This is a genomic window from Micromonospora rhizosphaerae, assembly GCF_900091465.1.
GTDB lineage: Bacteria > Actinomycetota > Actinomycetes > Mycobacteriales > Micromonosporaceae > Micromonospora > Micromonospora rhizosphaerae.
In genome coordinates, this window is the sequence record NZ_FMHV01000002.1 from 7,008,554 (window position 1) to 7,034,391 (window position 25,838).

Genomic DNA, 25,838 nt, shown 5'->3' on the forward strand with positions numbered 1-25,838 from the left:
CAGCCATGCGCGACGACGAGTACCCGACCCCCGTGTCCGACCCAGAGGCGGAAGGGCTGCCCCACACCGCCGACGACGACTCGAGCGCCAACGACGAAATCCTGACCGGCCGCGAGGCGGACGGCCCGGAGCCGGCCCAGCTGCCCAGCGACCGGACCCCGGTGGCCGTGGACCGGTTCGGGACCACCGCTGAGGAGCAGCGCGACGGCGAGTCGCTGGACTACAAGCTGCAGCGCGAGGTGTACGAGCGTCCCGCCGACGACCCGCTGGCCGGAACGGTCGACCCGGGCATCGCCGCCGAGGCGGACAGCGAGGAGGCCGCCGCGCAGGCCCAGCTCGACGCCGACGTGATGAACCCGGGCCCGACCTCGGACCCGCGCTCGTCGGTCTCCCTCTACGACCACGGGCGGCTCGGCGCCGTCGCCGACCACGAGGTGGGTCGGCTGGTCGAACCGGACGAGGGAGCGCACACCGACCAGGAGACCGACTCCATCGGGTACGACGCCGGCTCGGCCGGTGGCGGCGCGACCGCCGAGGAGCTGGCCATCCACGAGACCAACCCACCGGAGTCGCACACCTGACTCAGTTGTCCAGGCCGCGCTCGATCGCGTAGCGGGTCAGCTCGACCCGGTTGTGCAGCTGGAGCTTGCCCAGCGTGTTCTGCACGTGGTTCTGCACCGTCCGGTGGGAGAGCCCGAGCCGCTGCGCGATCTGCTTGTAGGACAGCCCCTTCGCGACCAAGCGCAGCACCTCGGTCTCGCGTTCGGTGAGCCGGGGTGCCGCGTCGGGTGCGGAGCCCCTCGTCGGCCCGGCGGCCAGTCGGCGGTACTCCCCCAGCACCAGCCCGGCCAGCCCAGGGGTGAAGACCGGCTCGCCGACGGCGATGCGACGCACCGCGTCGAGGAACTCGGCCGGGGCGGCCGACTTGACCAGGTAGCCGGTGGCGCCGGCCTTCACCGCGTCCAGCACGCGCTGCGGCTCGCCGCTGGCCGACAGCATCAGCACCCGCACCTCGGGCAGCGCGGCGCGCAGCCCCCGGATGACCTCGACCCCGGAGACGTCCGGCAGTTGCAGGTCGAGCACCACCACGTCGGGGCGCGCCGCGGCGGCCACCCGCACCGCCTGCCGGCCCTCCCCGGTGGTGGCCACCACCAGGTGACCGGCCTCGGTGAGATCGCGCGCCACCCCCTCGCGCCACATCGGGTGGTCGTCGACCACCATCACCCGGACGCCGCCCTCGGGTTCCCCGGCGCCGCTCACCGTTCGCTCCTCGGGACAATCAGCTCGACCTCGGTGCCTTCCCCGGAGGCGGAGTCGATCCGAACCTCGCCGCCCAGGTCGGCCACCCGCCCCCGGACGGACTGCGCCACCCCGAGCCGTCCCTGCGCCACGGCCTCGGCCAGCCGGCCCTCCGGAATCCCCGGCCCCTCGTCGCGTATCGAGACGGTCACCGTCGCCCCCTCGTCCTCGATCAGCACCCAGGCCCGCCCGCCGGCGTGCCGGGCCACGTTGTCCAGCGCCGCACCGGTGGCGGCGGCCAGGTCCCGGGCGACCCGCGCGGGCAGCGGGACCGGGGTGGCCGGTGCGGAGAGCGCGACCGTCGCCGAGGCGTACCGGTCGACCAGGGCCCGCAGATCCAGCGTGCCCCCGCCGTCGTCCGGCGCCCCGCCGGCCCGGCCGATCAACGCCCGCAGGGCGGCCTCCTGCTCGCCTGCCAGCCGGGCCAGCTCCCCGGCCTCGCCGTCGAGGTGGGCGCCGCGCCGCTGCACCAGCGCCAGCACCTGGAGCACCGAGTCGTGGATGTCCCGGGCCAGCCGTTCCCGTTCCCGGGTCGCCGCCTCCAACTCCACCGCCCGTTGCAGCCGTTCCTCGGCGGTCACCGCGAGCCGGGCGACGTGCCCGACCACCACCCCGGTGAGCAGCATCAGGATCACCCCGGTGAGCGAGGACTGGCTGATCCGCTCCCGGGTCGCCAGGTCGGCACCGCCGAGGACCAGCGCCGCGATCGCGCCCCGCCGCCGACCGCCGGAGACCGCCCAGGCCAGCACCGGCCCGGCCAGCCAGGCCACGGTCAGGGTGGGCAGGCCGGCGGCGAGCGCCGCGCGGCCGACCACCCACGGGGTGGCCAGCATGATCGCGAGCACCACGCCGAGGTCGGCCAGGAGCAGCGGCCAGCGCCGTCCGGCCGGGCGCGCGTAGCCGGCCGCCGTCGCCCCGGTCCAGGCCAGCATCGCCAGGAGTACGCCGCCGGCGGCCAGCGGGTGCGCGTACCGGTCGGCGTCGCGGAGCACCAGCACGCAGACGTACGCGAGGGAGGCGAACCGGAACACGGCGATGGCCCGCCAGAGCGGGACCTCGAGGCCTCCCGGGGACGACGGCATGGGCGACACGATCCCACAGTCCGGCGCTACCCCGGGGGGCGGTGGCTGCGGCTCAGGAAACCCTGACGTACGGTGGAAATGCCGCGAAAGACTATGAGATCCACTGCCGGGACGGGGGCCATGACGAATGCAGAACCCCGAGCACCGCGTACGGTTGTGCCCATCGAACCCTCCCTCCTCATCGCCGAGGCCTTCGAACAGGCACAGGTGACCGGGCTGCGACACTCGGTCGCCTCCTCCGCGCACGCGGCGGGGCTCAGCGGCCAGCGGCTGGACGACTTCGTGCTGGCGGTCAACGAGCTGATCACGAACGCCGTCCGGCACGGCGGGGGCCGGGGCTGGCTGCGGCTGTGGCGCCTCCCCGCGCAGATGGTCTGCGAGGTCGCCGACCACGGACGGGGGATCAGCCCCCACCGGCTCGTCCACCACAGCCGCCCGGCCCCGGACACCGCCGGCGGTTGGGGCCTCTGGCTGGCCCGGGAGCTCAGCGACAGCATGGAGGTCGAGACCGGCGAGACCGGCACGACGGTACGCATCAGCGCCGCCCTGGCCACCCACGAGCGCATCGGCCGGCACCGCGCCGACTAGCCCGGCCGGTCAGTCGAAGAGGGCGCTGACCGACTCGCCGTTGTGTATCCGCCGCATCGCCTCGGCCAGCACCGGCGCCACCGAGAGCACCTGCAGCTTCGGCACCCGCTTCTCGGCCGGGATCGGCACCGTGTTGGTGCAGACGATCTCCAGCACCCCTTCCTGCTCGCTGAGCCGGTCCAGCGCGCCGCTGGAGAAGAGGCCGTGGGTGCAGGCGAGTCGGATCGAGCAGACGTTCAGCTCGCGCAGGTGCGCCATCAGCTCGATCATCGTGCTGCCCTTGGCGATCTCGTCGTCCAGCACGATCACGTCCCGCTCCGCCACGTCGCCGATCACCGTGCTGATCTGGACGAGGTCGTCGCTGAACCGCTGCTTCGCGCCCGCCGCGACCGGCGTGCCGAGCCGCCGGGCGAAGGCCGCCGCCTGCTTGGCGTTGCCCAGGTCCGGCGAGACCACCACCGTGTTGCTCAGGTCGTACCGCTTGAAGTGGTCGGCCAGCGCGCGCAGCGCGTGCAGGTGGTCGACGGGGACGCTGAAGAAGCCGTGCACCTGCGGCGAGTGCAGGGTCATCGCGAGCACCCGGTCGGCGCCCGCCGAAGTGAGCAGGTCGGCGACCAGCCGCCCGCCGATGGAGATGCGCGGCGCGTCCTTCTTGTCCGACCGGGCGTACGCGTAGTGCGGCAGCACCACCGTGATCCGGCCGGCCGAGGCGCCCCGGGCCGCGTCGATCATGAGCAGCAGCTCGACCAGGTGCTCCTGCACCGGCGGCACCAGCGGCTGGATCAGGAAGACGTCGCGTTCCCGGCAGTTCGCCTGCAACTGCACCTCGAGGCAGTCGTTGGCGAACCGGGACACCCGCACGGGGTGCAGCGGGACGCCCAGGTGGGCGCAGATCTCGGCGGCGAGTTCGGGATGGGCGGTTCCGCCGAACACGGCAATGTCACGCACGCCTGCCAATCGTACGGGCAGGCTCAGCGGGACGCGCCGACGCCGACGAGCAGGACGTGGAGCCGGTCCGGGATCAGTCCCAGCGGTTGCCGGTCAGCTTCTCGTAGACCTCGACGTAGCGAACCCGGGTCGCCTCGACCACCTCGGCGGGCAGCTCCGGCGCCGGGGCCTGCTTGTCCCAGCCGCTGCTGGTCGCCCAGTCCCGCACGTACTGCTTGTCGTAGGAGAACTGCGCGCGGCCCGGCTGGTAGGACTCGGCCGGCCAGAAGCGGGACGAGTCCGAGGTGAGCAGCTCGTCACCGAGGACCAGGGTGCCGTCCGGCGCCCAGCCCAGCTCGATCTTGGTGTCGGCGACCAGGATCCCCCGGTCGGCCGCGATCTCCGCGCCGCGCCGGTAGACGTCGAGCGTGATGCGGCGCAGCTGCTCGGCGGTCTCGGCGCCGACCTTGTCCACCACCTCGGCGTACGTGATCGGCTCGTCGTGCTCGCCCATCGGGGCCTTGGTCGATGGGGTGAAGATCGGCTCGGGCAGGATCGACGCCTCCACCAGGCCTCGGGGCAGCTCGACCCCGGAGATCGCGCCGGTGCGCTGGTACTCGGCGAAACCGCCGCCGGTCAGGTAGCCGCGCGCGACGCACTCGACCGGGACCATCTCCAGCCGCCGACAGCGGATCGCCCGGCCGGCGAACTCGGCGGGCACGTCGGTGGCGGAGATGACGTGGTTGGGCACCAGGTCAGCCACCTGCTCGAACCACCAGAGCGACAGCGCGGTGAGCAGTCGGCCCTTGTCCGGGATCGGGGTGGGCAGCGCCACGTCGTAGACGGAGATGCGGTCGGAGGCGACCAGGATCAGGTCCTCGCCGTCGGCGTAGACGTCCCGGACCTTGCCCGAGTGCAGAAGTTCCACGGCGCCTAGTACACCACGCGGACGTCGTCCGCCCGCCGCCAGATGCCGCCCGGCCGTACGCCCCCGGCCGACCGGACGGACATTGACACCCGCCCGCGCCGCCTGTGTAAATGGTCCGACCGCCGCCGTTCCCGTCCGCCCCAGGAGCCCCGGTGCCCGCTGCCCGTCCCCCGTCCGCCCGCCCCGGTGCCGATCCGGGCCGCCGGCGGTTCCTCGGCGCGCTGAGCGGACTGCCGCTGCTCGCCACCGGCGGCCTCGCCGGGTGCGGCGAGGAGGAGGAGACCCGGGTCGACGACGGGCCGATCGAGCTGTCGGTCTTCTGGTGGGGCGGACCCAAGCGGGCGGAGGCCACCGAACAGGCGCTCGGGCTCTACTCCCAGCAGAATCCCCGCGTCCGCTTCCGCGTCACCTGGCAGGGCCTCACCGGCTACTACGACCGGCTGGCCACCCAGGCCGCCAGCGGCAATGTGCCAGACCTGTTCCAGATCGACGACACCGTCCTCACCGAGTACGCGCAGCGCGAGATCGTGTTGGACCTCAGCAGGTACGTCGCGGACAACCGGCTCGACCTGCGCGGCGTGCCGCAGAGTCTGGCCCGGTACGGCCAGGTGGCCGAGCGGACCATGGCCGTCGCCGCCGCGCAGACCACCGCGGCGCTGGTCTACAACCGGGACCTGCTGCGCCGGCTCCGGATGCCCGAGCCGCGCAGCGGCATGCCGTGGCGGGAGTACGTGGAGTGGGCCGGGCGGGTGACCGGGGCGTCCGGCGGCCGGGCGGCCGGGACGACGGACCCCTCCGGGGACTACCGGGCGCTGTGGCTCTGGCTCCGGGGCCAGGGCGCCGAGCTGTACCAGGGGCGCCAGCTCGGCTTCGGCTCCGCCGAACTGCTCGACTGGTTCGAGTTCTGGCAGGTGGCCCGGTCCGGGCGGGCCACCCCGAACGCCCCCCTGATGGAGCAGGCGGACACCGGCGACCTCAGCCACCAGCTCGTGGTCACCGGGCACGGCGCGGCGTCCTTCGCCTGGGCGCACCAGCTGCCGGAACTCCAGCGCCAGACCGGCGACGAGCTGGGGCTGGCCAGCTTTCCCGGCAGCACGGCCGCGGAGTGGGCCCGCGCGTCGATGTACTGGGCTGTCTTTCGGGGCACCCGGCACCCGGACGTGGCGGTCGACGTGATCAACTTCCTGACCACCAACGTGGCGGCCGGCCGGATCCTCGGTATCGAGCGCGGCCTGAACGCGAGCCTGCCGGTGCGGCAGGTCGTCGCGGACGGCATCACCGATCAGGTCGAGAAGCAGGTCACCGCGCTCGGCACCGCTGTGAACGACCTGCTGGGGCCGGCCCCGGCGCCGCCGCCGAAAGGGCACGCGAAGGTGCGTACCCTGCTCATCGACGCGGCCGAGAACGTCCGCTCCGGGCGGACCGGCGCCCACGCGGCCGCCTCCCGCTTCATGGCCCAGGCGAACGCCGCCCTGGCCGAGTGACCGGCCGCCGCGTGCGAGCGGGCCTGGCGGCCCGGGACGCGGACCCGGGGCCGCGCTGCGCCGCCCCGGGGCCCGCCCGGCCGGTTCAGCGCGGCGGGCCGCCCCGCCGCCTGCGCATCAGCAGCAGCACCAAGAGCACGATCGCCCCGACCACCACCAGGCAGCAGAGCAGGCCGAGGACGCCGAAGCCGCCGCCCCGCCTCCGCCGGGCGGCCTCCACCACCAGCTCGCCAGTACCCGTGGACGCCCAGGCCGCGACCGGCACGAACACCGAGAGCACGACCGCACCGAGGACCGCGCCGAGCCGGCCCCACCACTTGCTCCATCCAGACATGCCCTCATCCTCGCCGAGAAGCGCAACCGGGGCAGGCCGGACGGGCGGGACGACAGGTCACAGAGCTGGCGAAGGGCCCCGGAGGTGTCTCCGGGGCCCTTCGTCACGAGTAGCGGGGACAGGATTTGAACCTGCGACCTCTGGGTTATGAGCCCAGCGAGCTACCGAGCTGCTCCACCCCGCGTCGGCTCACCCAGCTTATCGCATCCCCGGCACGGAGATCAGCCGGGTCCCCGATCGCATCCGGGATTCTCGGCGAAGTGCGGCACCCAGGGAAACGGAACGGCCCCGAGGAGGTGATCCTCGGGGCCGTTCCGGACGTGGTAGCGGGGACAGGATTTGAACCTGCGACCTCTGGGTTATGAGCCCAGCGAGCTACCGAGCTGCTCCACCCCGCGTCGGTCCATCCACCGTAGCGCACAGACCCCCGGGCCTGCAAAACGGATCCTGGACGTCACATCAACCATTTCCGGATCGCGGTGACCGCCCGGCGACTGTCCGCGTCGACCTGCGACCGGTCGCTGGAGGTGTTCTCCCAGCCCTGCTCCCAGAGCACTGTGACCACGTCCCCGATCCGCACCGCCCGGATCAGCCGGACCTCGTCGCCACCCGTGGGATCGCCGTTGATGTCCCGGTACGGCGTGCGCATCTCGAACAGCACCGACTCGTCGCCGTACCCGCCGCCGTCCAGCAACCGCAGCCTGAACGTCACGCCCCCGGTCACCTCCTGCTCGGGGCAGTTCCGGACCGCCTGGCGCAGCTCCCGCAGCGCATCGTCCGCTCGGCCCGTCCGGTAGATGGTGATGCTGTGCCGGTAGCTGCCGTCCGGAACGTATCCCTTCGGAGTGCTCGCCAGTCGGTACGCCAGCACGCGCGCCCGTCGCTGGACGATGTTCGACTCGCCGGGTTCCGCCCCGCAGAGCGCCGGCAGCACGGGACCCGGACGGAACTGCGGCGGCAGGCCCGTGTCGTTCGCCGCGGCCAGGGTGAAGAAGGCTCGGTCGGGAATGCTGGTCGGGGTGCCGGCGGTCGGCCGGCCAGTCGAGGGCGACGTACCGGGCGTACGGGAGAGGGTCGGGCCGGTTTCGGTCGGCGAGGGCGCCGCCGGGGTGTTCTGCGTCGGCGGGACCGACGGCGGGGTGGGGGTGCCCGCGGGCGGTCCGGGCCGGCTGTCCGGACCTGCGGCGAGGACGATCTGTGTGCCGACCGCGGCCCCGGCGAGCAGCGCCACCGCGGCCAGCGCGCCCACCGCGGCCCGATTCCGCGCCCGCCGGTCGGCCCGCCGGCGCAGCTGCTCGGGGGCCATCAGGGCCTGCCCGTCGGTATCCTCCGCCAGGACGCGGTAGAGACGGCTCAGTTCACGCGACATCTTCCACCTCCAGTTCCGCGGCGGAGACCCCGGGCAGCAGCTCGGCCAGCCTCGACCGGCCACGGGACAGCCAGGACTTCACGGTGCCGGTGGGCACTCGCGTCTCCCGGGCGATGTCCTCCACGGACATGTCGAACAGGTAGTGCAGGGCCAGCGCCTGCCGCTGGTTCGGCGGAAGCTGCCGGAGCGCGCCGACCAGCAGCACGGTCTCCTCGCCGGGCGGTCGTACGTCTTCCGGTGGCCCGGTGCGACTGATCGCCGCCCGCCAACCGAGCAGCCGGCGCCACCGATCCGTGGCCAGCCGGCTGACCACCAGGCGCAGCCACGCCTCCGGCGCCGGGTGGGCGGCCAGCTTCCCCCACTGCCGCCAGGCCCGTGCGTACGCCTCCTGGACGAGGTCCTGGGCCTCGCCGGGGTCGCCCGCCACCGCGTAGCTGTACCGCAGCGTTCGTGCCGAGGTGCTCCGGTAGAAGTCGTCGAAACTCCGCGCGTCCCTCATCTCACGATCACCGCTCCCCTCTGGCCCATCTGCTCAGATGACGGGGGAACGGGGTGGTGGGTTGCGGGCGTCCGGTCCGAAAAGCGACAGAGCCCGTGGCCCGGACCGCTGCGGGTCCTCGGGGCCACGGGCTCCGTGCCGGAACAGCGGCGGGGTCAGCCGTTCGGCGAGGGCGCGGGGGACGCGGACGGGCTGCCGCTCGGCGCCGGCGTGGCCGGCGCCCCGGCCGCCGCCTGCGCCTCCTGGAACGCCGTCATCGCCTCGTCCAGCGCCTTCAGCGCCCGGCCGTACCGCTCGAAGTCGCCGGACGCCTGCGCGGCCTTGACCTCCGTGATGGCGCTCTGCACCCGGCCGGCCGCCTCGGCCAGCGCACCGGTGAGCGCGGGCGGGGTGACCCCGGTGTTCGGCGGGTTGCCGCCGGCCGGCGGCGGGTTGCCCTGGCCCGCCCGCTTGCCCTGCTCCACGAGCTGTTTGATGCCGTCGGTGAGGTTGTTCGCCAGCACCACGTACGAGCCGCCGTCGCCGTAGGAGAGCAGCACCTTCTGCAACAACGGGTACGCGTCCTGGTTGTTGCTCTTCACGTAGACCGGCTCGACGTAGAGCATCCCGTCACCGAACGGCAGGGAGAGCAGGTTGCCGTACTGCACCTGCGCCTGACCGGAGGAGAGCAGGTTGAGCTGCTGCCGGATGTCGCCGTTGTTGGTCATCTGTTGGTGCACCTGGACCGGCCCGGAGATCCGGGTCTGGTCCGGCAGCTCCAGCACCTCCAGCTTCGGCTGCCCGTCCACGTACGACCCGGAGATCAGCGCGGCGAGGTTCTGCCGACCGTTCGGGGTGACCGCCGAGGTGAGCTGGAAGCGCGGCGCCTGCTGCCCCGGGAACTGGGTGAACAGGTAGTACGGCGGCTGCTTCTGCCCGCTGTCCGGGGCGTCCGGCACGTTCGGCACCTGCCAGAAGTCCTGGCCGGAGTAGAAGTCGCCCGGGTCGGTGACGTGGAACTTGGTGAGCAGGTTGCGCTGCACCTTGAACAGGTCGGCCGGGTAGCGGAAGTGCTCGGCCAGCTCCGGCGGGATGGCCGACTTCGGCAGCACCAGGTCGCCGCCGAACGCCTTGTTCCACGCCTTGAGCACCGGGTCGGTGTCGTCGAACTGGTAGAGCCGGACCGTGCCGTCGTACGCGTCGACCGTCGCCTTCACCGAGTTGCGCATGTAGTTGACGTTCTCCCGGGCCAGCTGGAAGGTGCCCCGGTTGGTCAGCTCGTCGGTGGTCTCGGCCTGCAGGTTGATCCGCTCGGCGTACGGGTAGCTCGCCGCAGTGGTGTAGCCGTCCACGATCCACTGGACCCGGCCGTTCACCACCGCCGGGTACGGGTCGCCGTCCAGGGTGAGGAACGGGGCGACCTTCTCCACCCGATCGCGCGGGTTGCGCACGTAGAGCAGCCGGGAATTGTCGTTGACCGCCTCGGAGAGCAGGAAGTTCGACTCCTGCTCCTTGATGGCGTAGAGCAGCCGGCGGGTGAACGAGTCGATCTTGACGCCACCCTCGCCCGTGTAGGTGTAGTACTGCTCGCCCCCGGTGGACGGGGTCGGGCGATCGAACTCGACGTTCCGCCCCTCGTCGGTCTGCCCGACGATCGCGTAGTCGTCGGCCTCCATCCGCTCGCCGTAGTAGATCCGCGGCTGCTGCGCCGGGATCTGCTCGGTCTGCGAGGAGCACGCCTCCTGCGCCTTCTCGCCGAGGAAGCCGGAGACGAAGTACGGCTGACCGCCGCAGACCACCTGGTTGGCCGGGGCCGCCACCAGCCCGTACCCGTGGGTGTAGACGGTGTGCCGGTTGATCCAGTTGTTCTGCTGGCTGGTCAGCTCGCCGTAGTTGATCTCCCGGACGCCGACCACGTAGTCGGAGGTCTTGCCGCCCACGGTGTACCGGTCGATGTCCAGCTTCGGGCCGAAGTCGTAGAAGCCCCGCACCTGCTGGAGCTGGGTGTACGTCTCGGAGACCAGTTGCGGGTCGAGCAGCCGGACGTTGGGCACCACCGAGGTGTCGGTGGCCAGGCTGGCCGGCGGGGTGAGGTTGCTCGCCGCGTACCCACTGGCCTTCGTCCCGGTCAGCCCGTACGCCGCCCGGGTCGCCTCGATGCTCCGCTGGATGTACGGCGCTTCCTTGTCGCGGGCGCTCGGCTTGACCTCGAAGGTCTGCACCGCCCACGGGTAGATGCCGCCGATGGCGACGGCGGAGACGCCCAGCAGGGCGAGCGCGATGCCCGGCCAGACCAGGTTCCGCATCACCGCGTTGGAGAAGACGATGATCGCGATCGCCACCACGATGGAGATCCACGCGAGGATCTCCTTGGCCGGCAGCAGCGCGTTGACGTCGGCGTACCCGGCGCCGTAGAGCTTGGCGCCCTCGTTGTACTCAAGCAGCATCGCCCGCCGGTCCAGCACGTACGCGATGGCCTTGAGCAGGACGAAGACGGCGACCAGCGTGCTCAGGTGGGCGCGCGCGCCGGTGGTCATCCGGTCGCCCACGCCCTGGAGCCGGACCCCGCCGAAGATGTAGTGCACGGCGAGCGCGCCGAGCAGCGCCAGCACCACCGCGGTGAACCCGACGCCGAGCAGGTAACGCCAGAAGGGCAACTGGAAGACGTAGAACCCGATGTCGATCCCGAACTCCGGGTCCTTCACGCCGAAGTTGCCACCGTTGCGAAAGAGCAGCCACTGAGCCCACCGGCTCTGCGCGGACAGCCCGGCGAAGAGCCCGATGACGGCCGAGACGAGGGCGATCCAGGTGCCGAGCCGGGGGGTCAGCAGGATCCGGTAGCGCTCCAGCGTGGCCTGCTCGACGGAGTGCGGGCGCATCATCGGGCGCAGCCGGTGGGCCAGCCAGAGGTTGCCGCCGATGATCACGGCCATGCCGAGCCCGACCACCAGGAAGAGCAGCAGCCGGGTGGCGAGCACCCCGGTGAAGACCTGGGTGTAGCGGACCTCGTCGAACCAGAGCCAGTCGGTCCACGCGTTGACTCCCCACCCGAGCAGGGTGAAGAGCACGAACACCCCGATCAGGACCCCGATGGTGACCCGTCCGCGCCGGCTCATCCTCGGCAGGGGGCTGCTACGCATGACCACTGTTGGCTCCGCACGCTCGATGTGATCGGCTCCGATCAGGCACCCAGAGTACGGGGTGTTCCTGAATACGTCGGGTCAAGGTCACGTCACGATCCCGGCCGGCCGGCGGAGCTCGAGCTCAACAGCGCGTCGGCTGCCCTCCGGCGCGCAGTGTCTCGAGTGCCTTGAGCGCGTCGTCGAGCGTGGCGATCTTGAGCAGTGGCAGGTCCGGCTGGGGGTTGCGGACCGCCTCGGCGCAGTTGTCCGCCGGCACCAGGAAGACCTTGGCGCCGGCGTCCTTCGCGCCGACCAGCTTCTGCGCGATGCCGCCGATCGGACCGACCCGGCCCTCGTCGTCGATGGTGCCGGTGCCGGCGATGACCTTCCCGCCGGTGAGATCCGCCGGCTCCAGCTTGTCCACGATGCCGAGGGCGAACATCAGCCCGGCGCTCGGCCCGCCGATGTCGCCCAGGTCGATCTTCAGGGTGAACGGGTGCGGCTGCTGCTGGTCGATCTCGATCCCGATCCGCGGCCGGCCGTCCTGCTCGCGGCTGGTCACGGTGGCGGTGGCGGCGGCGCCCTCCCGGAGGTACCCGATCTTCAGCGGGGTGCCGGCCGGCTTGGCCCGGATCAGCTCGGTCAGCCGGGCGGCGCTGGTCACCGACTGGCCGTCGACGGAGGTGAGCACGTCCCCGGGCTTGAGCACCCCGGCCGACGGGCCGCCCGGGGTGACCGCCTTGACCAGGACCTGGACCGGGTAGCCCAGCTCGCGCAGCGCGGCGGTCTCCGCGCTGGTCTGCGAGTTCTGGAAGTCCTCGGCGTTGCGCTTCTCCACCTCCTCCTGCGACTCGCCGGGCGGGTAGACCAGCTCGCGGGGCACCACCGCCTCATCGGGGGAGAACCAGCCGGCGAGCGCCGAGCGCAGCTTGACGGTGGGCTGCACCCCGACCGTGGTCAGCCGCAGCTGCCCCGCGGAGGTGGACGTCGGCCGCCCGGTCACCTGGATGACCTCCTTGCCGTCGGAGGCGCCGAGCGTGTTGACCGTCGGGCCGGGGCCGAGCACCACGTACGGGATGGGCACGCTCAACACGCCGATGCTGAGCAGGGCGGTGAGCAGTGCACCGAGCAGGACGGTCACGCCGCGACGTCTCATGCGGCAGAGCGTACCGATCACCGCGGCGGCGGCCGGCTCGACGACCGACGGACTTCGCCCTCAGCGCAACGCCAGCGGCGGCGACCTGGGGCGGGGCACGCGTACCGTAGACCTCGTGCCTGATATTCCGTTCGGATTCGCGCTCCCGGGTGGGCAACCACCAGACCCCAACGATCCCGCGCAGATGCAGCAGTTCATGTCGCAGTTGCAGCACCTGCTCTCCGCGCCGGGCAGCGGGCCGGTCAACTGGGACCTCGCCCGGCAGGTGGCCGCCAGCCAGCTCGCCGCCGCCGGCGACCCGGCGGTCTCGCCGTTCGAACGCAACGCGGTGGAGGAGGCGCTGCGGATCGCGGACCTCTGGCTGGAGCCGGCCACCTCGTGGCCCTCCGGCATCCGGACGTCGGTCGCCTGGAACCGCAACGAGTGGATCTACAAGACCCTCGACGTATGGCGCAAGCTCTGCGACCCCGTGGCCAGCCGGATGGTCGGCGCGATGGGCGACCTGGTGCCGCCGGAGGCGCGGGCCCAGCTCGGCCCGATGCAGTCGATGGTGGCCACGCTGGGCGGCGCCCTCTTCGGCGGCCAGCTCGGCCAGGCGCTCGGCTCGCTCGCCGCCGAGGTGCTCTCCGCCGGCGACATCGGCCTGCCGCTCGGCCCGGCCGGCACGGCCGCGCTCATCCCGGCCAACATCCGGGAGTACGGCGAGGGCCTGGAGCTGCCCGAGGACGAGGTACGCCTCTACGTCGCCCTGCGCGAGGCCGCACACCAGCGGCTCTTCCAGCACGTGCCGTGGCTGCGCGGGCACGTGCTCACCGCGGTGGAGAACTACGCCGCCGGCATCCGGGTCAACCGGGAGGCGATCGAGGAGGCGATGGGCCGGGTCGACCCGACCGACCCGGAGTCGATGCAGGCGATCGCCCTGGAGGGCATCTTCACGCCGGAGGACACCCCGGCGCAGAAGGCCTCGCTGGCCCGGCTGGAGACCGTGCTCGCGCTGGTCGAGGGCTGGGTCTGCCACGTGGTCGACACCGCCGCGGGTGACCGCCTGCCCAACGTCGTACGCCTCGGCGAGGCGTTCCGCCGTCGTCGGGCCGCCGGTGGGCCGGCCGAGCAGACCTTCGCCGCCCTGGTCGGCCTCGAGCTGCGGCCGCGCCGGTTGCGCGAGGCGTCGGTGCTCTGGGCGGCGCTGACCGAGCACCGCGGCATCGCCGGCCGCGACGCGGTCTGGGGCCACCCGGACCTGCTCCCCTCGGACGAGGACTTTGCCGACCCCGAGGCCTTCGCCGCGGCCCAGCTCGACCTCTCGGAACTGGACAGCTTCGACTTCACCGCGCCGGGCGGCCCGGAGGAGCAGGCGCCGGGTGGGCCGACCGACCGTCCCGACGACACCGACAAGTCCTGACGCCGCGCCCGCCCCGGCGGTTTGCTGGTCAGCCGGGGTGGCCGGAGCCGGAGAGCAGGGCGCGGGTCGCCTCCCAGCCCTCGAAGGCCGGGTCCAGCGTGGCCAGGTCCGCGGGGCCGCGGAGCCGACGCCAGCCCGCGGTGACCGCCACGTCGCCGGGGCGCGGGGCACCGGCGCGCACGTCGGCGGGCACGGCCGTGTCCAGGTCCAGCGGTGGTAGCCACTCCGGTACGGGCAGCCGGGCCGCGACGCCGAGCAGTCCCGGGCCGGCGCCCTCGACCGGGGCGACCGCGACCGGTCGGCTGGCGAGTGGGCGGAGCAGCTTGCCGAGGGTCAGCCCGGGCACGTCGGGTGCGTCGGCGGCCACCACGGCCGCCTGGTCGTAGCCGTTGAGCGCGGGGGCCCGATCCTCGCCGAACGACGCGGTGGCCCGGCCGCCGGCGGCAGGCCGGGCGGGCTGCTGGTCGCTGGCCAGCGCGGCGAAAACCGCGTTGACGGTGGGTTCCGGCACCTCGTGGACGGCCGTGCCCGGCCATACCACCGCGTCGGCCAGCCAGCGGTCCTCGGCGGTCACCGCGACCGCGGTGTCCACCTCGTTGAGCGTGGCGAGCAGGTCCACCACGTCCTCGGCGAGGGCGACACGCCACCGCGTCGGGTCGATCCCCGGCGGCGTCCAGCCCACCGGTCCCAGCAACGCCACCACCACACATCGGGCCACCCCCCGACCCTAACCCCGCCCAGGCCACCCACCTCACCCGCTAGATCCACTCCAGGTGCGGGACATCGCGGCATCCGGTTGCCCAGAGACCGCGGCTTGCGGCACCCGGAGTGGATCAAGCGCGGCGGAGCGGACCAGGGGTCAGTCGGAGAGGGGCAGGCCGGCGGCGGCCGCCACGCCCTCCAGGTAGCCGCGGGCCCGTTCGGTCTTCGGATACCGCCCGACGAGCCCCCAGAACTGGGCGTTGTGGTAGGGCACGATCAGGTGCGCCAGCTCGTGCAGGAGCACGTAGTCGACCACCCAGTCCGGCATGTCCTGGATCCGGTGGGAGATGCGGATGGTCCGGTCGGCCGGGGTGCAGGAGCCCCAGCGGCCGTTCTGGTTGGTGACCCAGCGGACGCTGGCCGGCACGGCCGCGAGCCGGTGGTCGGGAAGGTAGAGGTTGATCAGGCGGGTGGCGCGGGCGAGCAGCTCCGCGTCGGACCGGGCGAGCCGGTCCTCCCGGGCGGCGAGCCGGGCCAGCATCCGGTCGACCCACTCGCTCTCCTCGGCCCGGGAGAACTGGTCGGGGATGAGGACGACGACCCGCTCACCGTCGCGGTACGCGGACACCGTGCGTCGCCGGCGCTGGCTGCGCCGTACCTCGACGACCGGCTTCCGCGTCCCGGCCATCAGTGGTCCGCGCAGCCTCGGATGACTGTCACGAGGGAAAGCTACTGCGTAGTGACCAGGGTTCCCAAGGGTCAACCCGCTGACACGCGCCCGGAAAATGGTGGTTGGTCGCGAGGAGTCCCGAAAAAAATCGTTGCCGGGGAGGTTTCCGCGCCCCTTGGTCACCCTGCGTGGCGACCAGGCGGGACAATCTGCGTCACCTGCCGCCCCCGCCCACGTTAGGTGATCATCCCGCCGGCCGCCGCCCGGGGGCCGCCTGAAGGGGGATCTGGGCCCATTCACCCGGCGTGTTCCCGCCAAACTGACTTATCCGACGTAATCCGGCATGCACACTCTCGACGTCGACTTCCTCACAGTGTCGATGCACAGCTGACATGGAACTGCCCTGACCTGGGTAGGGTCCGCCAACCAGCGGTCACGAGCGTGGCCGCCGAGAACGACCCGGCGCCGGCGCCCCGCGTGGCCCGCCGCCGGGAATACCGCCGGGCGTGTCCGGCGGACGAGACGAGGAGGCTCATCGTGGCCGACCAGGCCCAGACCTACAACGGTTACTGCGTCAAGTGCAAGGAGAAGCGGGACTTCGAGGGCCGCATCGAGGTCTCGAAGACCGGCATGAACATGGCCAAGGGCAAGTGCCCGGTCTGCGGGACAACAGTGAACCGGATTCTCGGCAAGGCGAAAGTCTGACCCGTACGGATCCGGGGAGGGGTGGCCCGCCGTGGCCATCCCTCCCCCGATTCGTTTCCGGAGGCGGGACCGCGCTGTCGGGTCGATGACAGACCTACCGGCCGGTTGTGGATATGTCGCCTTTTCCTGTGGACAACCCCGGGCAGAGCCGGGCGCACCTGTGGACAACGATCGACGGACAGCACCGATGTGGTCACGATTCGTGCCATGACCCGTGCCGCACCGCTGACCCGCCCCACCCTGCTCCCCGGGCTGACCCGCCTCTGGCGGGACCGGCACACCCTCCAGCTCGGGGTCGAGCCGGGCCGGGCGGTCCTGCTGGAGGTGGCCAACCCCCGGGCCGCCCGGCTGCTCGACCTGCTGGACGGCACCCGCAGCGAGCGCAGCGTCCTCGCCTACGCCTCGACCGCGGACGTGGCGCCCGACGAGGCTCGCGTCCTGCTGGACACGCTGCACGCCGCCGGGCTGGTGGTACCCGCGCACACGCTGCTCCCCCGCGACCTCGCCGGGCCGGTCCGGGCCCGGCTCACGGGGGAGGCCGGCGCGCTCGCGCTGGCCGCGCCCGGGCTGCCCGGCACGCCCGCCCAGGTGCTGCGCCGACGCCGGACCGCCCGGGTGCTGGTCACCGGCGCCGGCCGGCTGGGCGGGCCGCTCGTCGTCGCGCTGGCGCAGGCCGGCGTCGGGCACCTGGACCCGGATCTGACCGGCCCGGTCCGCCCCGGTGACCTGGTAGGCACCGGCCTGGCCGCCGCGGAGGTCGGCCGGCCGCTCGCCGCCGCAGTCCGTGACCTGATCGGGCGGTCCGCGCCGGGGACGGAGACCCGGCCGCTGCGCCGCGGTCGCGTCGACCTGGCCGTCCAACTCGGCACGGACCGGCCGGCCGGCCTGCTCGCCGCCCGGCACGCCCAGCGGCGCCAGCCGCACCTGCTGGTCGGCCTGCGCGGCGGTGTACCGGTGGTCGGCCCACTTGTCCGACCGCCGGTCGGACCCTGCCTGAACTGCCTCGACCTGCACCGGGTCGACCGCGACCCGGACTGGCCGGCGCTCGCCGCGCAGCTCGCGGCGGACGAGGCGGACCAGGCCTGTGCCACCACCACGCTGCTCGCGGCGGTGGCGTACGCGGCCGCGGAGGTGCTGGCCCACCTGGACGGGGGCACCCCGGAGACCCTCGGCTGCGCGGTCGAGGTCGGCGGGGCGGGCCGTTTCCGGCGCCGGGTCTGGCCGCCGCACCCGTCCTGCGGGTGCTCCGGAAATCGCCCGTTGCAGGCCGAGCCCACCCGCTCCCGGCTTCGGAGCAACAGCGGACCCCTCGAGTCGGTAACAATGACCGGGTGACCGACATCCCACGCCGGGCCGTGTCCCGGACCGCCAAGCTCGCCGCTCTGCCGCTCGGCTTCGCCGGTCGGACCGTCCTCGGGATGGGCAAGCGCGTCACCGGCCTCGCGTCCGACGTCATCTCGGCCGAGATCCAGCAGCGCACCGCGGAGCAGCTGTTCAGCGTCCTGGGGCAGCTCAAGGGCGGGGCGATGAAGTTCGGTCAGGCCTTGTCGGTCTTCGAGGCGGCCCTGCCGGAGGAGATCGCCGCCCCCTACCGCCAAGCGCTCACCAAGCTCCAGGAGGCCGCCCCGCCGCTGCCCGCGGCGACCGTGCACAAGGTGCTCGCCGAGCAGCTCGGCCCGGACTGGCGGGACCGCTTCGTCGAATTCAACGACACCCCGGCCGCCGCGGCCAGCATCGGGCAGGTCCACCGCGCGGTCTGGCGGGACCCGGGGTACGGCCCGGCCGGCGCCCCGAAGCACCGGGACGTGGCCGTGAAGATCCAGTACCCGGGCGCCGGGGACGCCCTGCTCGCCGATCTCAAGCAGCTCTCCCGGCTGGGCGGGATGTTCCGCGCGATCCAGCCCGGGCTGGACGTGAAGCCGCTGCTGGCGGAGCTCCGGCAGCGGATCAGCGAGGAGCTCGACTACGAGCTGGAGGCCGAGTCGCAGCGGGCCTTCGCGGCGGCGTACGCGGACGATCCGGAGATCTTCATCCCGGCGGTGCTCTCCGCCTCGCCCCGCGTCCTGGTCACCGAGTGGATCGGGGGAACGCCGCTGGCCGAGATCATCCGCGAGGGCACCGAGGAGCAGCGGGACGAGGCGGGCCGGCTGATGGCCGTCCTGCACCTCTCGGCTCCGATGCGGGCCGGACTGCTGCACGCCGACCCGCACCCCGGCAACTTCCGGCTGCTCCCGGACGGCCGGCTCGGCGTGATCGACTTCGGGGCCGTCGCCCGGATGCCGGAGGGCACGCCCGAGCCGATCGGCCGCATCGCCGCGCTCGCCCTGCGCGGCGACGCGGACGAGGTGGTGGCGGGTCTGCGGGAGGAGGGCTTCATCAATTCCACCGAGCCGATCGACGCCGAGGCGGTGCTCGACTTCCTCCGTCCGATGCTGGAGCCGATCGCCGCCGAGGAGTTCCGGTTCACCCGGGCCTGGCTGCGGTCCGAGGCGGCCCGGCTGGCCAACCCCCGCTCGCCGGCGCACCAGCTCGGCCGTCAGCTCAACCTGCCCCCGTCGTACCTGCTCATCCACCGGGTGACGCTGGGCTCGATCGGGGTGCTCTGCCAGCTTGAGGCGAAGGCGCCGTACCGGGCGATCCTGGAGCGGTGGCTGCCCGGCTTCGCCCCGGTCGCCTGACCGACCCGAAAGACGCCGCGGGGGCGGTGGCCGGAACCGGCCACCGCCCCCGCCTATCAGTAGGGATCTAGAGAGCGCCCAGGTCGCGGGCCGACCGGCTGCGGCTCAGCATGGCGACGGTACGGGCGGATCGGGTTGCCTCAGTGCTCGTGGTGGTACGACCGGCCTGAGGCCGGCGCATTCGGGCCCGGGACAACGCTTCGTGAAGTAGTTGCATCTCGGCAGCTCCATTGGGGACGTACAGCATCTCGTTCATCTCTCTGACAACCGGCTCGCGGCCGGCCTGGGTACGGATCGGGTGCATCGTCAGGCCACCAGCCGGACCGCGTTCCGCGACTTGGACAGCCCGCTGGCCGCCAGCCGCGCCTCGGCCTCGACCCGGAGCGCGGCGTCACGGGCGACGTCCTCCTTGCGCGGACGGCCACGGGGCCGCTTGCGCGGGACGACCGCGCCACGCTCGAAGATCTCGCCACCCCAGACGCCCCAGGGCTCGGCCCGCTCCACCGCACCGGCGAGGCACTCGACGCGCAGCGGGCAGTCCCCGCAGAGCGACTTGGCCAGCTCGAGCTCGGTGGGCGAGTCGGAGAACCACAGGTCGGGGTCGAACTTCCGGCAGGGCAGGTTCGCCTCCACCTCGACGCTCACGTCGAGCGGGGCCAACGCCAGACTCATCGCCCGGTCACCTCTCTCTCACTTCGATCTCGTGGATCGCATTTCCGACGTACTTTGGCGGGCAAAAAAACTGAGGCCGCGGATCCCGGTGTGCGGGTTCCGCGGCCTCGAGGTGAGCCGGTGGTCTGTTGGATCAGACCGGTCTACCTCGAGGTGGAACGCCGCGGACATCCATGCGCTTCTTGGCGACACCGATGCCCATGCCCGTGAAGCCACTGGTCCCCTCGACTCCCGCAATCGGCGCGACAGTCAGGTTCAGCTCGGCCTGAACCTGGACCTGGTGCACCTGCGGGACCGACGGTCGCGTGGCGGCAAGGGCCACCCGGACAGCCGACAGCGGAGCGCAGGCAGCTGGCATCGCCGCCGGACGCTCATAGGTGAAGATCTCCACGGGTGCCACCTCCCTCACGTTCCTCGTGCCGACTCGGTCTCAACCCCCGTGAGCAGGCGAAATTGCGCCGCTCGCGAGGTGTGCCCTGAGGCTATGCCTCGCCCGGGGGCGAGGGCAAACGAATTTACGGCTCGATTTCGAAAGTTTTCTCCGGGCAGACGGCGTCCACCGCCGCGCCCCCCACCAGGGCCAACACGGTATCGCCGTAAAGACCCAGTTTGCGGGGGCCGATCCCAGCGATCGCGATCAGCTCCTCGGGGCGCCCAGGCTTCCGCTCGGCCAGCGCGGTCAGCGTGGCGTCGGTGAAGATCACGTAGGCCGGGACCTTCTGGGCACCGGCCACCCGCTGCCGCCACTCGCGCAGCCGCTCGTAGAGCTCCAGGTCGATGTCGGACGGGCAGGTCGGGCAGCGGCCCAGCTTGCGGTCCGCCCCGGCGAGCAGGGTCGCGCCACAGATCCGGCAGGAGACCACCTGGGTTCGCCGGCGCTCGGTCCGCCGCGCCGCGCCGGCCCGCTCGGTGCCGCCCGAGCGATCGAGCTGGGGCAGGAACCGCGACGGCCGCCGGGCCCGTCCTCCGGGCGAGCGGGCCGCCGCGTACGACAACCAGAGCCATTCCCGGGCCCGGGTGACGCCGACGTAGAGCAGCCGCCGCTCCTCCTCGACCTGCTCGGGGGTCTTCGCGTACGAGGTGGGGAGGGTGCCCTCGGCGAGGCCGACCAGGAAGACCGCGTCCCACTCCAGGCCCTTCGCGGAGTGCAGCGAGGCGAGCGTCACCCCGTCCACCGTGGGCACGTGCTGCTGGACGGCCCGCCGGGCCAGCTCGTCGTTGAAGTCGGTGAGCGTCACCAGCCGCTCCACCGCGGCCGCCGAGCCGATCGGCAGCGGCAGGGCCGGTCCTTCGCTCGCGACTGCCGGGCTCGCAAGCTCACTCCTCGCGCTCGCCGGTGGCGTCGCCGCGTACTCCTCGGCGAGCTGGACCAGGGCGGCGAGCGCCTCCCACCGCTCCCGGGCGGCACCGCCGGCCGGGGCGGCGTCCGGCGCCCAGCCGACGGCGGAGAGCGCCTCGACCACGGCGGCCCGCAACGGGGTCTCCCCCTGCGACAACTCCAGCTCGGCGCGTCTGGCGCCGCGCCCCGACCTGGAGCCGTCGATCGAGCGGGTGGCGGCGCGCAGCGCCACCATCGCCTGGCGCACCTCGGGCCGCTCGAAGAAGCGCTCCGCGCCCTGCACCAGGTACGGCACCTCGGCCTCGGTGAGCGCCTTCTCGTACGCCTCGGACTGGGCGTTGGTGCGGAACAGCACGGCGATCTCCCGGGCCGGGGTGCCGCCGTCGACCAGCGCCCGGCAGCGGGCGGCGACCGCCGACGCCTCGGCCGGCTCGTCGGTGAAGATCCGCAGCTCCGGCTCGGGACCGGGCGGACGCTGCCCGACCAGTTCCAGCCGGAGCCGGGCCTCGGCGCCCCGGGCCTGCGAGATCACCGCGTTGGCCAGCCCGACCACCTGGGGGGTGGAGCGGTAGTCGCGGACCAGCCGGACCACCGTCGCGCCCCGATGCCGGCGCGGGAAGTCGACCAGGTAAGACGAGGTGGCCCCGGTGAACGAGTAGATCGTCTGGCTGGCGTCGCCGACCACGGTGAGGTCGTCCCGCCCGCCCAGCCACGCCTCCAGCAGCCGCTGCTGGAGCGGGTTGACGTCCTGGTACTCGTCGACGACGAAGTGCCGGTACTGGCCGCGTACCTGCTCGGCGACGTCGGGATGCTCCTCGATCCCCCAGACGGCGGCGCGCAGCATGTCCTCGAAGTCGATCACGCCGTTGCCGCGCTTGATCTTCTCGTACGCGGCGAAGACCTCGGCCACCTTGGCCGGCTCGTGTGGGGTGTCGCGCAGCGCCTTGGCCGCGGCGACCACGTACTCGGCGGGCTCGACCAGGGAGGACTTGGCCCATTCGATCTCGCCGGCGAGGTCGCGGGCGGCGGCCCGGTCGGCGCGCAGGCCGACCTTGGCGGCGGCGAGGGTGACCAGGCGCACCTTGCTCTCCAGCAGCTCCGGCATGGCCCGCCCCTCCAGCAGCCGGGGGGCGAAGTAGCGCACCTGGCGCAGCGCCGCCGCGTGGAAGGTACGCGCCTGCACCCCCGGCACCCCGAGCCCGGCGAGCCGGCTCCGCATCTCGGCGGCGGCCCGGGCGGTGAAGGTGACCGCGAGCACGTGCCGGGCGGAGATGTCGCCGGCGAGCGCGCGGTGAGCGATCCGGGAGGTCACCGCGCGGGTCTTGCCGGTGCCGGCGCCGGCCAGGATGCAGACCGGACCGGCCGGGGCGGTCACCGCGGACCGCTGCTCCGGGTCCAGCCCGGCCAGCACGCGTTCCGCCGCTGAGTGAACCACCACAGCCAGGAATCATCTCAGCTTGCCCCGACGTTACAGCGGTTAGCCTCGGCTTGATCGGCAAGCCGCCGGGCGGAGCAGTTGGAGGATCTTCATGTTGACGATGTATTCCACCTCGTGGTGCGGCTACTGCCACCGGCTGAAGTCGCAGCTCGACCGGGAGGGCATCGGGTACGAGGTGGTCGACATCGAGCAGGACACGAAGGCCGCCGAGTTCGTGATGAGCGTCAACGGCGGCAACCAGACGGTCCCGACGCTGCGCTTCACCGACGGCAGCGCCCTCACCAACCCCTCGATCACCCAGGTCAAGCAGCACCTCGCCGGCATCGCCGGCTGACCGACCTCCTCCGCGAAGAGCGGCCACCCCCACCCGGGGGCTGGCCGCTCTTCGCATCGGCGCCCTTTTTGTCCCGAGACACGCCCATGTCGGGACCCTTTGGCAGGGGTCGGGGCGGCCATACTGACCGTGGGGGATGGATTTCGTACAGTTACCGCCGCGTTCCGCGGCCCTCGACGGAGAAGAGAGCACCCGTGCGTCCTGCCGTACCGAGCCCGATCCTGCGCCGTCGCCGGCTGGGCACCGAGCTGCGCCGGCTGCGTGAGCTGGCTGGTCTCACCGGGGACCAGGTCATCGAGCGGATCGGCTGGGCCTCCGCGTCCAAGCTGTCCCGCCTGGAGAACGGCCGCAGCCGTCCCGACCCGGTGGACGTCCGCGACCTGCTGGCGCTCTACGGGGCCGACGACGAGCTGCGTGAGGAGCTGCTGAGCATCACCCGGGAGGCCGGGGACATGCGCGGCTGGCTGCGCAACTTCCCGGTGATGACCCAGCAGCAGCGCGGCTTCGCCGAGCTGGAGGCGGGCTGCGCCGAGATCTCCGAGTACAACCCCGTCCTGATCCCCGGGCTGCTGCAGACCCCCGGGTACGCCCGGTACCGGATCGTCTCGGCGTACCAGGTGGCCGTGCAGGCCGGCGACCCCGGCGAGGACCCGGAGACCGAGGTACGGGCCCGGCAGGCGCGGCAGTCCCTGCTCACCCGCTCCCCCGACGCGCCCCGCTACACCGCGGTACTCGAGGAGGGGGTCCTCGGCCGGCGGGCCGGCCCGCCCGGGGTGCTGCGCGAGCAGCTGGTCCAGCTCTGCGAGCTGGCCAGGCTGCCGAACGTCACGCTGCGCCTGCTGCTGCGGGACACCCGGATCGCCGACTGGTACCTCCCGCCGACCGCCTTCTCGATCTACCGGTTCGCCGATCCGCTCGATCCGGAGACGCTGGCGATCGAAGGTGGCTTCACCGACGTCATGTCGACCGAGGCAAAAGCCCTAAATAGCTATAAAGTGGCGTTCGAGTGGCTATGCTCGGCGGCGCTCTCCGCATCGGACACCCTCTCCTGGCTCATCGAGGCGACGGGACGGCTGACCGGCGCGGCGGCCGAGTCCACGGTGGCGTGCGGACCGGCAACGGCACCCGTCCAGCGCCGCCGCGGCTCGGGGCGCCTGACGACGGACCGGTGATCCACCGGGCCGTCCGGCCTGCGGCGTCACTCCTTCCATCCGAGCAGTCCAGAGCAGGAGCAGAACCATGGACGAGATCAGCAACAGCTGGGCGGCGCTCGCACAGCAGCTCGCCGACGCCCCGTGGCGCACCAGCACGCGCAGCCAGACCTCCAACTGCGTCGAGGTCGCCCCGCTGGGTACCGGGCCGGCCGCGGTCGCGCTGCGGGACAGCAAGGACCGGGGCGGCCCGGTGCTGCTGTTCGACCGGGCCGGCTGGCTGCGCTTCATCGCCGGCGCGAAGAACGGACAGTTCGATCTGAACTGATCCGACGACTGCTGCGGGGCCGTCGGCGTCGGGTCGGCGGCCCCGTCGCGTGTCCACCCCCGACAACCGTGCTGACCAAGGATCCCCCGATCGGTCGACGCCTCGGATCGATAGTCGAGTTTCACTTGCTGTGACGAGTACCGGGCGTAACATGACGAAAGAGTGACGTGGAAGTTCCAGCGCGTACTCGTCCGTCGCGATCCGTCCGGGGGACACCCATGCGGTTCCTGATCGTCCGCACCGACATCCGCGCCGCCGCCGACACCGAGATCGCGGCCGCGTGGGCCGGCGGTGGCCGGCTGCGGGACGAGACCAGGACGCCGGAACCGCGCCGCCAGGTCGTGCACGCCGAGGACCGCGACGCCGCGCTGCTGCTGGCCCGCGCCCTCGCCACGGTGGGCGCCGTCCGCTCCGGAAAGCAACGGGTGAAGGTGCTCCCGATCGCGGACCCGGACCCCGGGTACGCGTACCGCTGGGACGGCACCTGACCGCCACCTGCCGTCCGTCGTGGTCGGACCGGCTCCCCCGCCGCGTTCCTTGCCCCACCGCCCACGACGGCCCGTGTTCCCGGCCCGTGACCGCCGCGGCAACGACGGTCACGGGCCGGGACCGCGTCCGGGCCGCGCCTCAGCAGTCGCCGCGGCGGTTCAGCAGTGGCCGTCGAGCCAGCGGTGGATCAGGAAGAGGGCGATCGAGGAGGGCGGGGGCAGCACCAGGCGGGCGCCCGCGCCGACGTCGACGGGCCGTCCGGCCAGCGCGTCACCGATCTCGCGCCGGGTGAACCAGCGGGCGTGGGCGATCTCGGCCGGGTCGACCCGGACCGGCTCGTCGGCGTCCGCCCGGGCCATGTAACCCAGCATCAGCGAGCCGGGGAAGGGCCAGGACTGGCTGCCGGCGTACGCGATCTCCTCGACCCCGACGCCCACCTCCTCGCGGACCTCGCGCAGCACGGCCGCCTCGGCCGACTCCCCCGGCTCGACGTAGCCGGCGAGGCAGGAGAAGCGGCGCTGGCCGGGGGTGCTCGGCCAGGTGGCGTTGTTGCCGAGCAGGCAGCGCCCCTCCTGGCCGGCCACCCCGTCGTGCACCAGCACGATGATCGCCGGGTCGGTACGCGGCCAGACCCGGTCGCCGTCCGGGTCGATCCGGGACCAGCCGGCCTCGTCCACCTGGGTCGGGTGCCCGGTCACCGAGGAGTAGCCGTGCCGGACGTGCCAGTTCAGCAGGGCCAGAGCGGTGGTGAAGATACCGGCGTCCCGGTCGACGAGCAGGTGGCCCACCTCGCGCAGGGTGACCGCCCGGGCATCCGGCAGGTCCGGCAGCGGCGCGTCCACCGCGAAGACCGGTACACCGTCCGGGTCCACCCCGAGGAACATCGGCACCGACCGGGGCACCTCGGGCAGTTCGTCGGAGCCCAGCAGCACCAGCATCGGCGGTGCCGTCTCGCCGCGTACCAGGGCCCGGCCGTCGTTGGCCGAGTCCAGCACCAGCACCCGGGCCCGCTCCCAGGCCTCGGCGAGCCAGCCGGAGTCGGTACGCCGGTGCGCCGCCCGGTCCAGGGTGGACCGGGCCAGCGGTGGGGCGGCCTCGCCGCTCACGCCGCCGCCTCGCTCCGCTCGCCGGCGGCGCGAGGCGCCACGCTGCTGAGCCAAATG

Annotated in this window: 26 protein-coding genes and 2 tRNA genes; 11 read left to right on the plus strand and 17 right to left on the minus strand. The window is 72.9% G+C overall.

The window, feature by feature from the left end:
- Positions 1–5: 5 nt before the first annotated feature.
- Entirely contained in the window at positions 6–581 is a 576-nt protein-coding gene (locus GA0070624_RS32955; RefSeq protein ID WP_091347500.1) for a DUF5709 domain-containing protein, read from the plus strand.
- 1 nt (position 582) lies between these two features.
- Here the strand turns inward: GA0070624_RS32955 and GA0070624_RS32960 are convergent, their stop codons facing one another.
- Positions 583–1,221: a response regulator gene (locus GA0070624_RS32960; protein WP_091350353.1), complete on the minus strand. Its 639-nt coding sequence runs from the start codon at positions 1,219–1,221 to the stop codon at positions 583–585.
- A 35-nt stretch (positions 1,222–1,256) separates the two neighbouring features.
- Positions 1,257–2,381 carry a MacS family sensor histidine kinase gene (gene macS, locus GA0070624_RS32965; RefSeq protein ID WP_091347502.1) on the minus strand — a complete coding sequence of 375 codons (1,125 nt, stop codon included), beginning with the start codon at positions 2,379–2,381 and terminating at the stop codon, positions 1,257–1,259.
- A gap of 120 nt (positions 2,382–2,501) precedes the next feature.
- On the opposite strand from macS, the gene GA0070624_RS32970 reads away from it, so the two are divergent.
- Positions 2,502–2,969, plus strand: coding sequence for an ATP-binding protein (locus GA0070624_RS32970; RefSeq protein WP_091347504.1), 468 nt, complete (start codon positions 2,502–2,504; stop codon positions 2,967–2,969).
- 9 nt (positions 2,970–2,978) lie between these two features.
- Here the strand turns inward: GA0070624_RS32970 and GA0070624_RS32975 are convergent, their stop codons facing one another.
- Both GA0070624_RS32975 and GA0070624_RS32980 read right to left on the minus strand, forming a co-directional pair.
- A complete protein-coding gene (locus GA0070624_RS32975; protein ID WP_091347506.1) occupies positions 2,979–3,917 on the minus strand; it encodes a ribose-phosphate diphosphokinase in 939 nt (312 codons plus the stop codon).
- A 73-nt stretch (positions 3,918–3,990) separates the two neighbouring features.
- Positions 3,991–4,824 carry a phosphoribosylaminoimidazolesuccinocarboxamide synthase gene (locus tag GA0070624_RS32980; protein WP_091347508.1) on the minus strand — a complete coding sequence of 278 codons (834 nt, stop codon included), beginning with the start codon at positions 4,822–4,824 and terminating at the stop codon, positions 3,991–3,993.
- Between the two features lie 152 nt (positions 4,825–4,976).
- Here GA0070624_RS32980 and GA0070624_RS32985 point away from each other — a divergent pair, with 152 nt between their 5' ends.
- Entirely contained in the window at positions 4,977–6,308 is a 1,332-nt protein-coding gene (locus GA0070624_RS32985; protein ID WP_245719096.1) for an ABC transporter substrate-binding protein, read from the plus strand.
- Between the two features lie 85 nt (positions 6,309–6,393).
- Here the strand turns inward: GA0070624_RS32985 and GA0070624_RS32990 are convergent, their stop codons facing one another.
- The 7 genes from GA0070624_RS32990 to GA0070624_RS33020 form a co-directional block, all read right to left on the minus strand.
- Positions 6,394–6,642 (minus strand): hypothetical protein, encoded by a 249-nt coding sequence (locus GA0070624_RS32990; RefSeq protein WP_091347512.1) that lies wholly within the window; start codon positions 6,640–6,642, stop codon positions 6,394–6,396.
- A gap of 110 nt (positions 6,643–6,752) precedes the next feature.
- Positions 6,753–6,826, minus strand: a tRNA-Met gene (locus GA0070624_RS32995).
- A gap of 137 nt (positions 6,827–6,963) precedes the next feature.
- A tRNA-Met gene (locus tag GA0070624_RS33000) sits at positions 6,964–7,040 on the minus strand.
- 56 nt (positions 7,041–7,096) lie between these two features.
- Positions 7,097–8,011, minus strand: a complete 915-nt coding sequence (locus tag GA0070624_RS33005; RefSeq protein ID WP_091347513.1) for a hypothetical protein — start codon at positions 8,009–8,011, stop codon at positions 7,097–7,099.
- The gene (locus GA0070624_RS33010; protein WP_091347515.1) at positions 8,001–8,510 is read right to left on the minus strand and encodes a SigE family RNA polymerase sigma factor; all 510 of its coding nucleotides are present in this window, start codon (positions 8,508–8,510) and stop codon (positions 8,001–8,003) included. The genes GA0070624_RS33005 and GA0070624_RS33010 overlap by 11 nt, the downstream gene beginning before the upstream one ends.
- Before the next feature lie 155 nt (positions 8,511–8,665).
- Positions 8,666–11,629 carry a UPF0182 family membrane protein gene (locus GA0070624_RS33015; protein ID WP_176731959.1) on the minus strand — a complete coding sequence of 988 codons (2,964 nt, stop codon included), beginning with the start codon at positions 11,627–11,629 and terminating at the stop codon, positions 8,666–8,668.
- Between the two features lie 124 nt (positions 11,630–11,753).
- Positions 11,754–12,767: a YlbL family protein gene (locus tag GA0070624_RS33020; protein WP_176731960.1), complete on the minus strand. Its 1,014-nt coding sequence runs from the start codon at positions 12,765–12,767 to the stop codon at positions 11,754–11,756.
- 115 nt (positions 12,768–12,882) lie between these two features.
- Here GA0070624_RS33020 and GA0070624_RS33025 point away from each other — a divergent pair, with 115 nt between their 5' ends.
- Entirely contained in the window at positions 12,883–14,169 is a 1,287-nt protein-coding gene (locus tag GA0070624_RS33025; RefSeq protein WP_091350358.1) for a zinc-dependent metalloprotease, read from the plus strand.
- Between the two features lie 28 nt (positions 14,170–14,197).
- On the opposite strand, the gene GA0070624_RS33030 is transcribed toward GA0070624_RS33025, so the two are convergent.
- Both GA0070624_RS33030 and GA0070624_RS33035 read right to left on the minus strand, forming a co-directional pair.
- Positions 14,198–14,887, minus strand: a complete 690-nt coding sequence (locus tag GA0070624_RS33030) for a hypothetical protein (RefSeq protein ID WP_091347522.1) — start codon at positions 14,885–14,887, stop codon at positions 14,198–14,200.
- A gap of 141 nt (positions 14,888–15,028) precedes the next feature.
- Positions 15,029–15,559 carry a M48 metallopeptidase family protein gene (locus GA0070624_RS33035; protein ID WP_091347524.1) on the minus strand — a complete coding sequence of 177 codons (531 nt, stop codon included), beginning with the start codon at positions 15,557–15,559 and terminating at the stop codon, positions 15,029–15,031.
- Between the two features lie 519 nt (positions 15,560–16,078).
- On the opposite strand from GA0070624_RS33035, the gene GA0070624_RS36240 reads away from it, so the two are divergent.
- The 3 genes from GA0070624_RS36240 to GA0070624_RS33050 all read left to right on the plus strand — a co-directional run bounded on the left by GA0070624_RS36240 (position 16,079) and on the right by GA0070624_RS33050 (position 18,924).
- Positions 16,079–16,246, plus strand: a complete 168-nt coding sequence (locus GA0070624_RS36240) for a DUF5679 domain-containing protein (RefSeq protein ID WP_165945332.1) — start codon at positions 16,079–16,081, stop codon at positions 16,244–16,246.
- A 207-nt stretch (positions 16,247–16,453) separates the two neighbouring features.
- A complete protein-coding gene (locus GA0070624_RS33045; protein ID WP_091347528.1) occupies positions 16,454–17,581 on the plus strand; it encodes a TOMM precursor leader peptide-binding protein in 1,128 nt (375 codons plus the stop codon).
- On the plus strand, positions 17,578–18,924 hold the full coding sequence (locus GA0070624_RS33050; RefSeq protein ID WP_091347530.1) for an ABC1 kinase family protein: 1,347 nt from the start codon (positions 17,578–17,580) through the stop codon (positions 18,922–18,924). Before GA0070624_RS33045 ends, GA0070624_RS33050 begins: the two co-directional genes overlap by 4 nt.
- A 306-nt stretch (positions 18,925–19,230) precedes the next feature.
- Here GA0070624_RS33050 and GA0070624_RS33060 read toward each other — a convergent pair whose 3' ends face one another.
- From GA0070624_RS33060 to GA0070624_RS33070, 3 genes are all read right to left on the minus strand, one after another.
- The gene (locus GA0070624_RS33060; protein WP_091347533.1) at positions 19,231–19,596 is read right to left on the minus strand and encodes a WhiB family transcriptional regulator; all 366 of its coding nucleotides are present in this window, start codon (positions 19,594–19,596) and stop codon (positions 19,231–19,233) included.
- 133 nt (positions 19,597–19,729) lie between these two features.
- On the minus strand, positions 19,730–19,987 hold the full coding sequence (locus GA0070624_RS33065; protein WP_091350362.1) for a hypothetical protein: 258 nt from the start codon (positions 19,985–19,987) through the stop codon (positions 19,730–19,732).
- Between the two features lie 124 nt (positions 19,988–20,111).
- Positions 20,112–22,373: an ATP-dependent DNA helicase UvrD2 gene (locus GA0070624_RS33070; protein WP_091347535.1), complete on the minus strand. Its 2,262-nt coding sequence runs from the start codon at positions 22,371–22,373 to the stop codon at positions 20,112–20,114.
- A gap of 91 nt (positions 22,374–22,464) precedes the next feature.
- On the opposite strand from GA0070624_RS33070, the gene GA0070624_RS33075 reads away from it, so the two are divergent.
- From GA0070624_RS33075 to GA0070624_RS33090, 4 genes are all read left to right on the plus strand, one after another.
- A complete protein-coding gene (locus GA0070624_RS33075) occupies positions 22,465–22,707 on the plus strand; it encodes a mycoredoxin (protein ID WP_091347536.1) in 243 nt (80 codons plus the stop codon).
- A gap of 194 nt (positions 22,708–22,901) precedes the next feature.
- Complete coding sequence (locus tag GA0070624_RS33080; RefSeq protein ID WP_091347537.1) at positions 22,902–23,879, plus strand: helix-turn-helix domain-containing protein; 978 nt, start codon at positions 22,902–22,904, stop codon at positions 23,877–23,879.
- Positions 23,880–23,946: 67 nt separating this feature from the next.
- On the plus strand, positions 23,947–24,186 hold the full coding sequence (locus GA0070624_RS33085) for a DUF397 domain-containing protein (RefSeq protein ID WP_091347539.1): 240 nt from the start codon (positions 23,947–23,949) through the stop codon (positions 24,184–24,186).
- A gap of 218 nt (positions 24,187–24,404) precedes the next feature.
- Positions 24,405–24,674, plus strand: coding sequence for a hypothetical protein (locus GA0070624_RS33090; protein WP_091347541.1), 270 nt, complete (start codon positions 24,405–24,407; stop codon positions 24,672–24,674).
- 159 nt (positions 24,675–24,833) lie between these two features.
- Here GA0070624_RS33090 and nudC read toward each other — a convergent pair whose 3' ends face one another.
- Positions 24,834–25,781 carry an NAD(+) diphosphatase gene (nudC, locus tag GA0070624_RS33095; RefSeq protein WP_091347543.1) on the minus strand — a complete coding sequence of 316 codons (948 nt, stop codon included), beginning with the start codon at positions 25,779–25,781 and terminating at the stop codon, positions 24,834–24,836.
- Between the last annotated feature and the right edge of the window lie 57 nt (positions 25,782–25,838).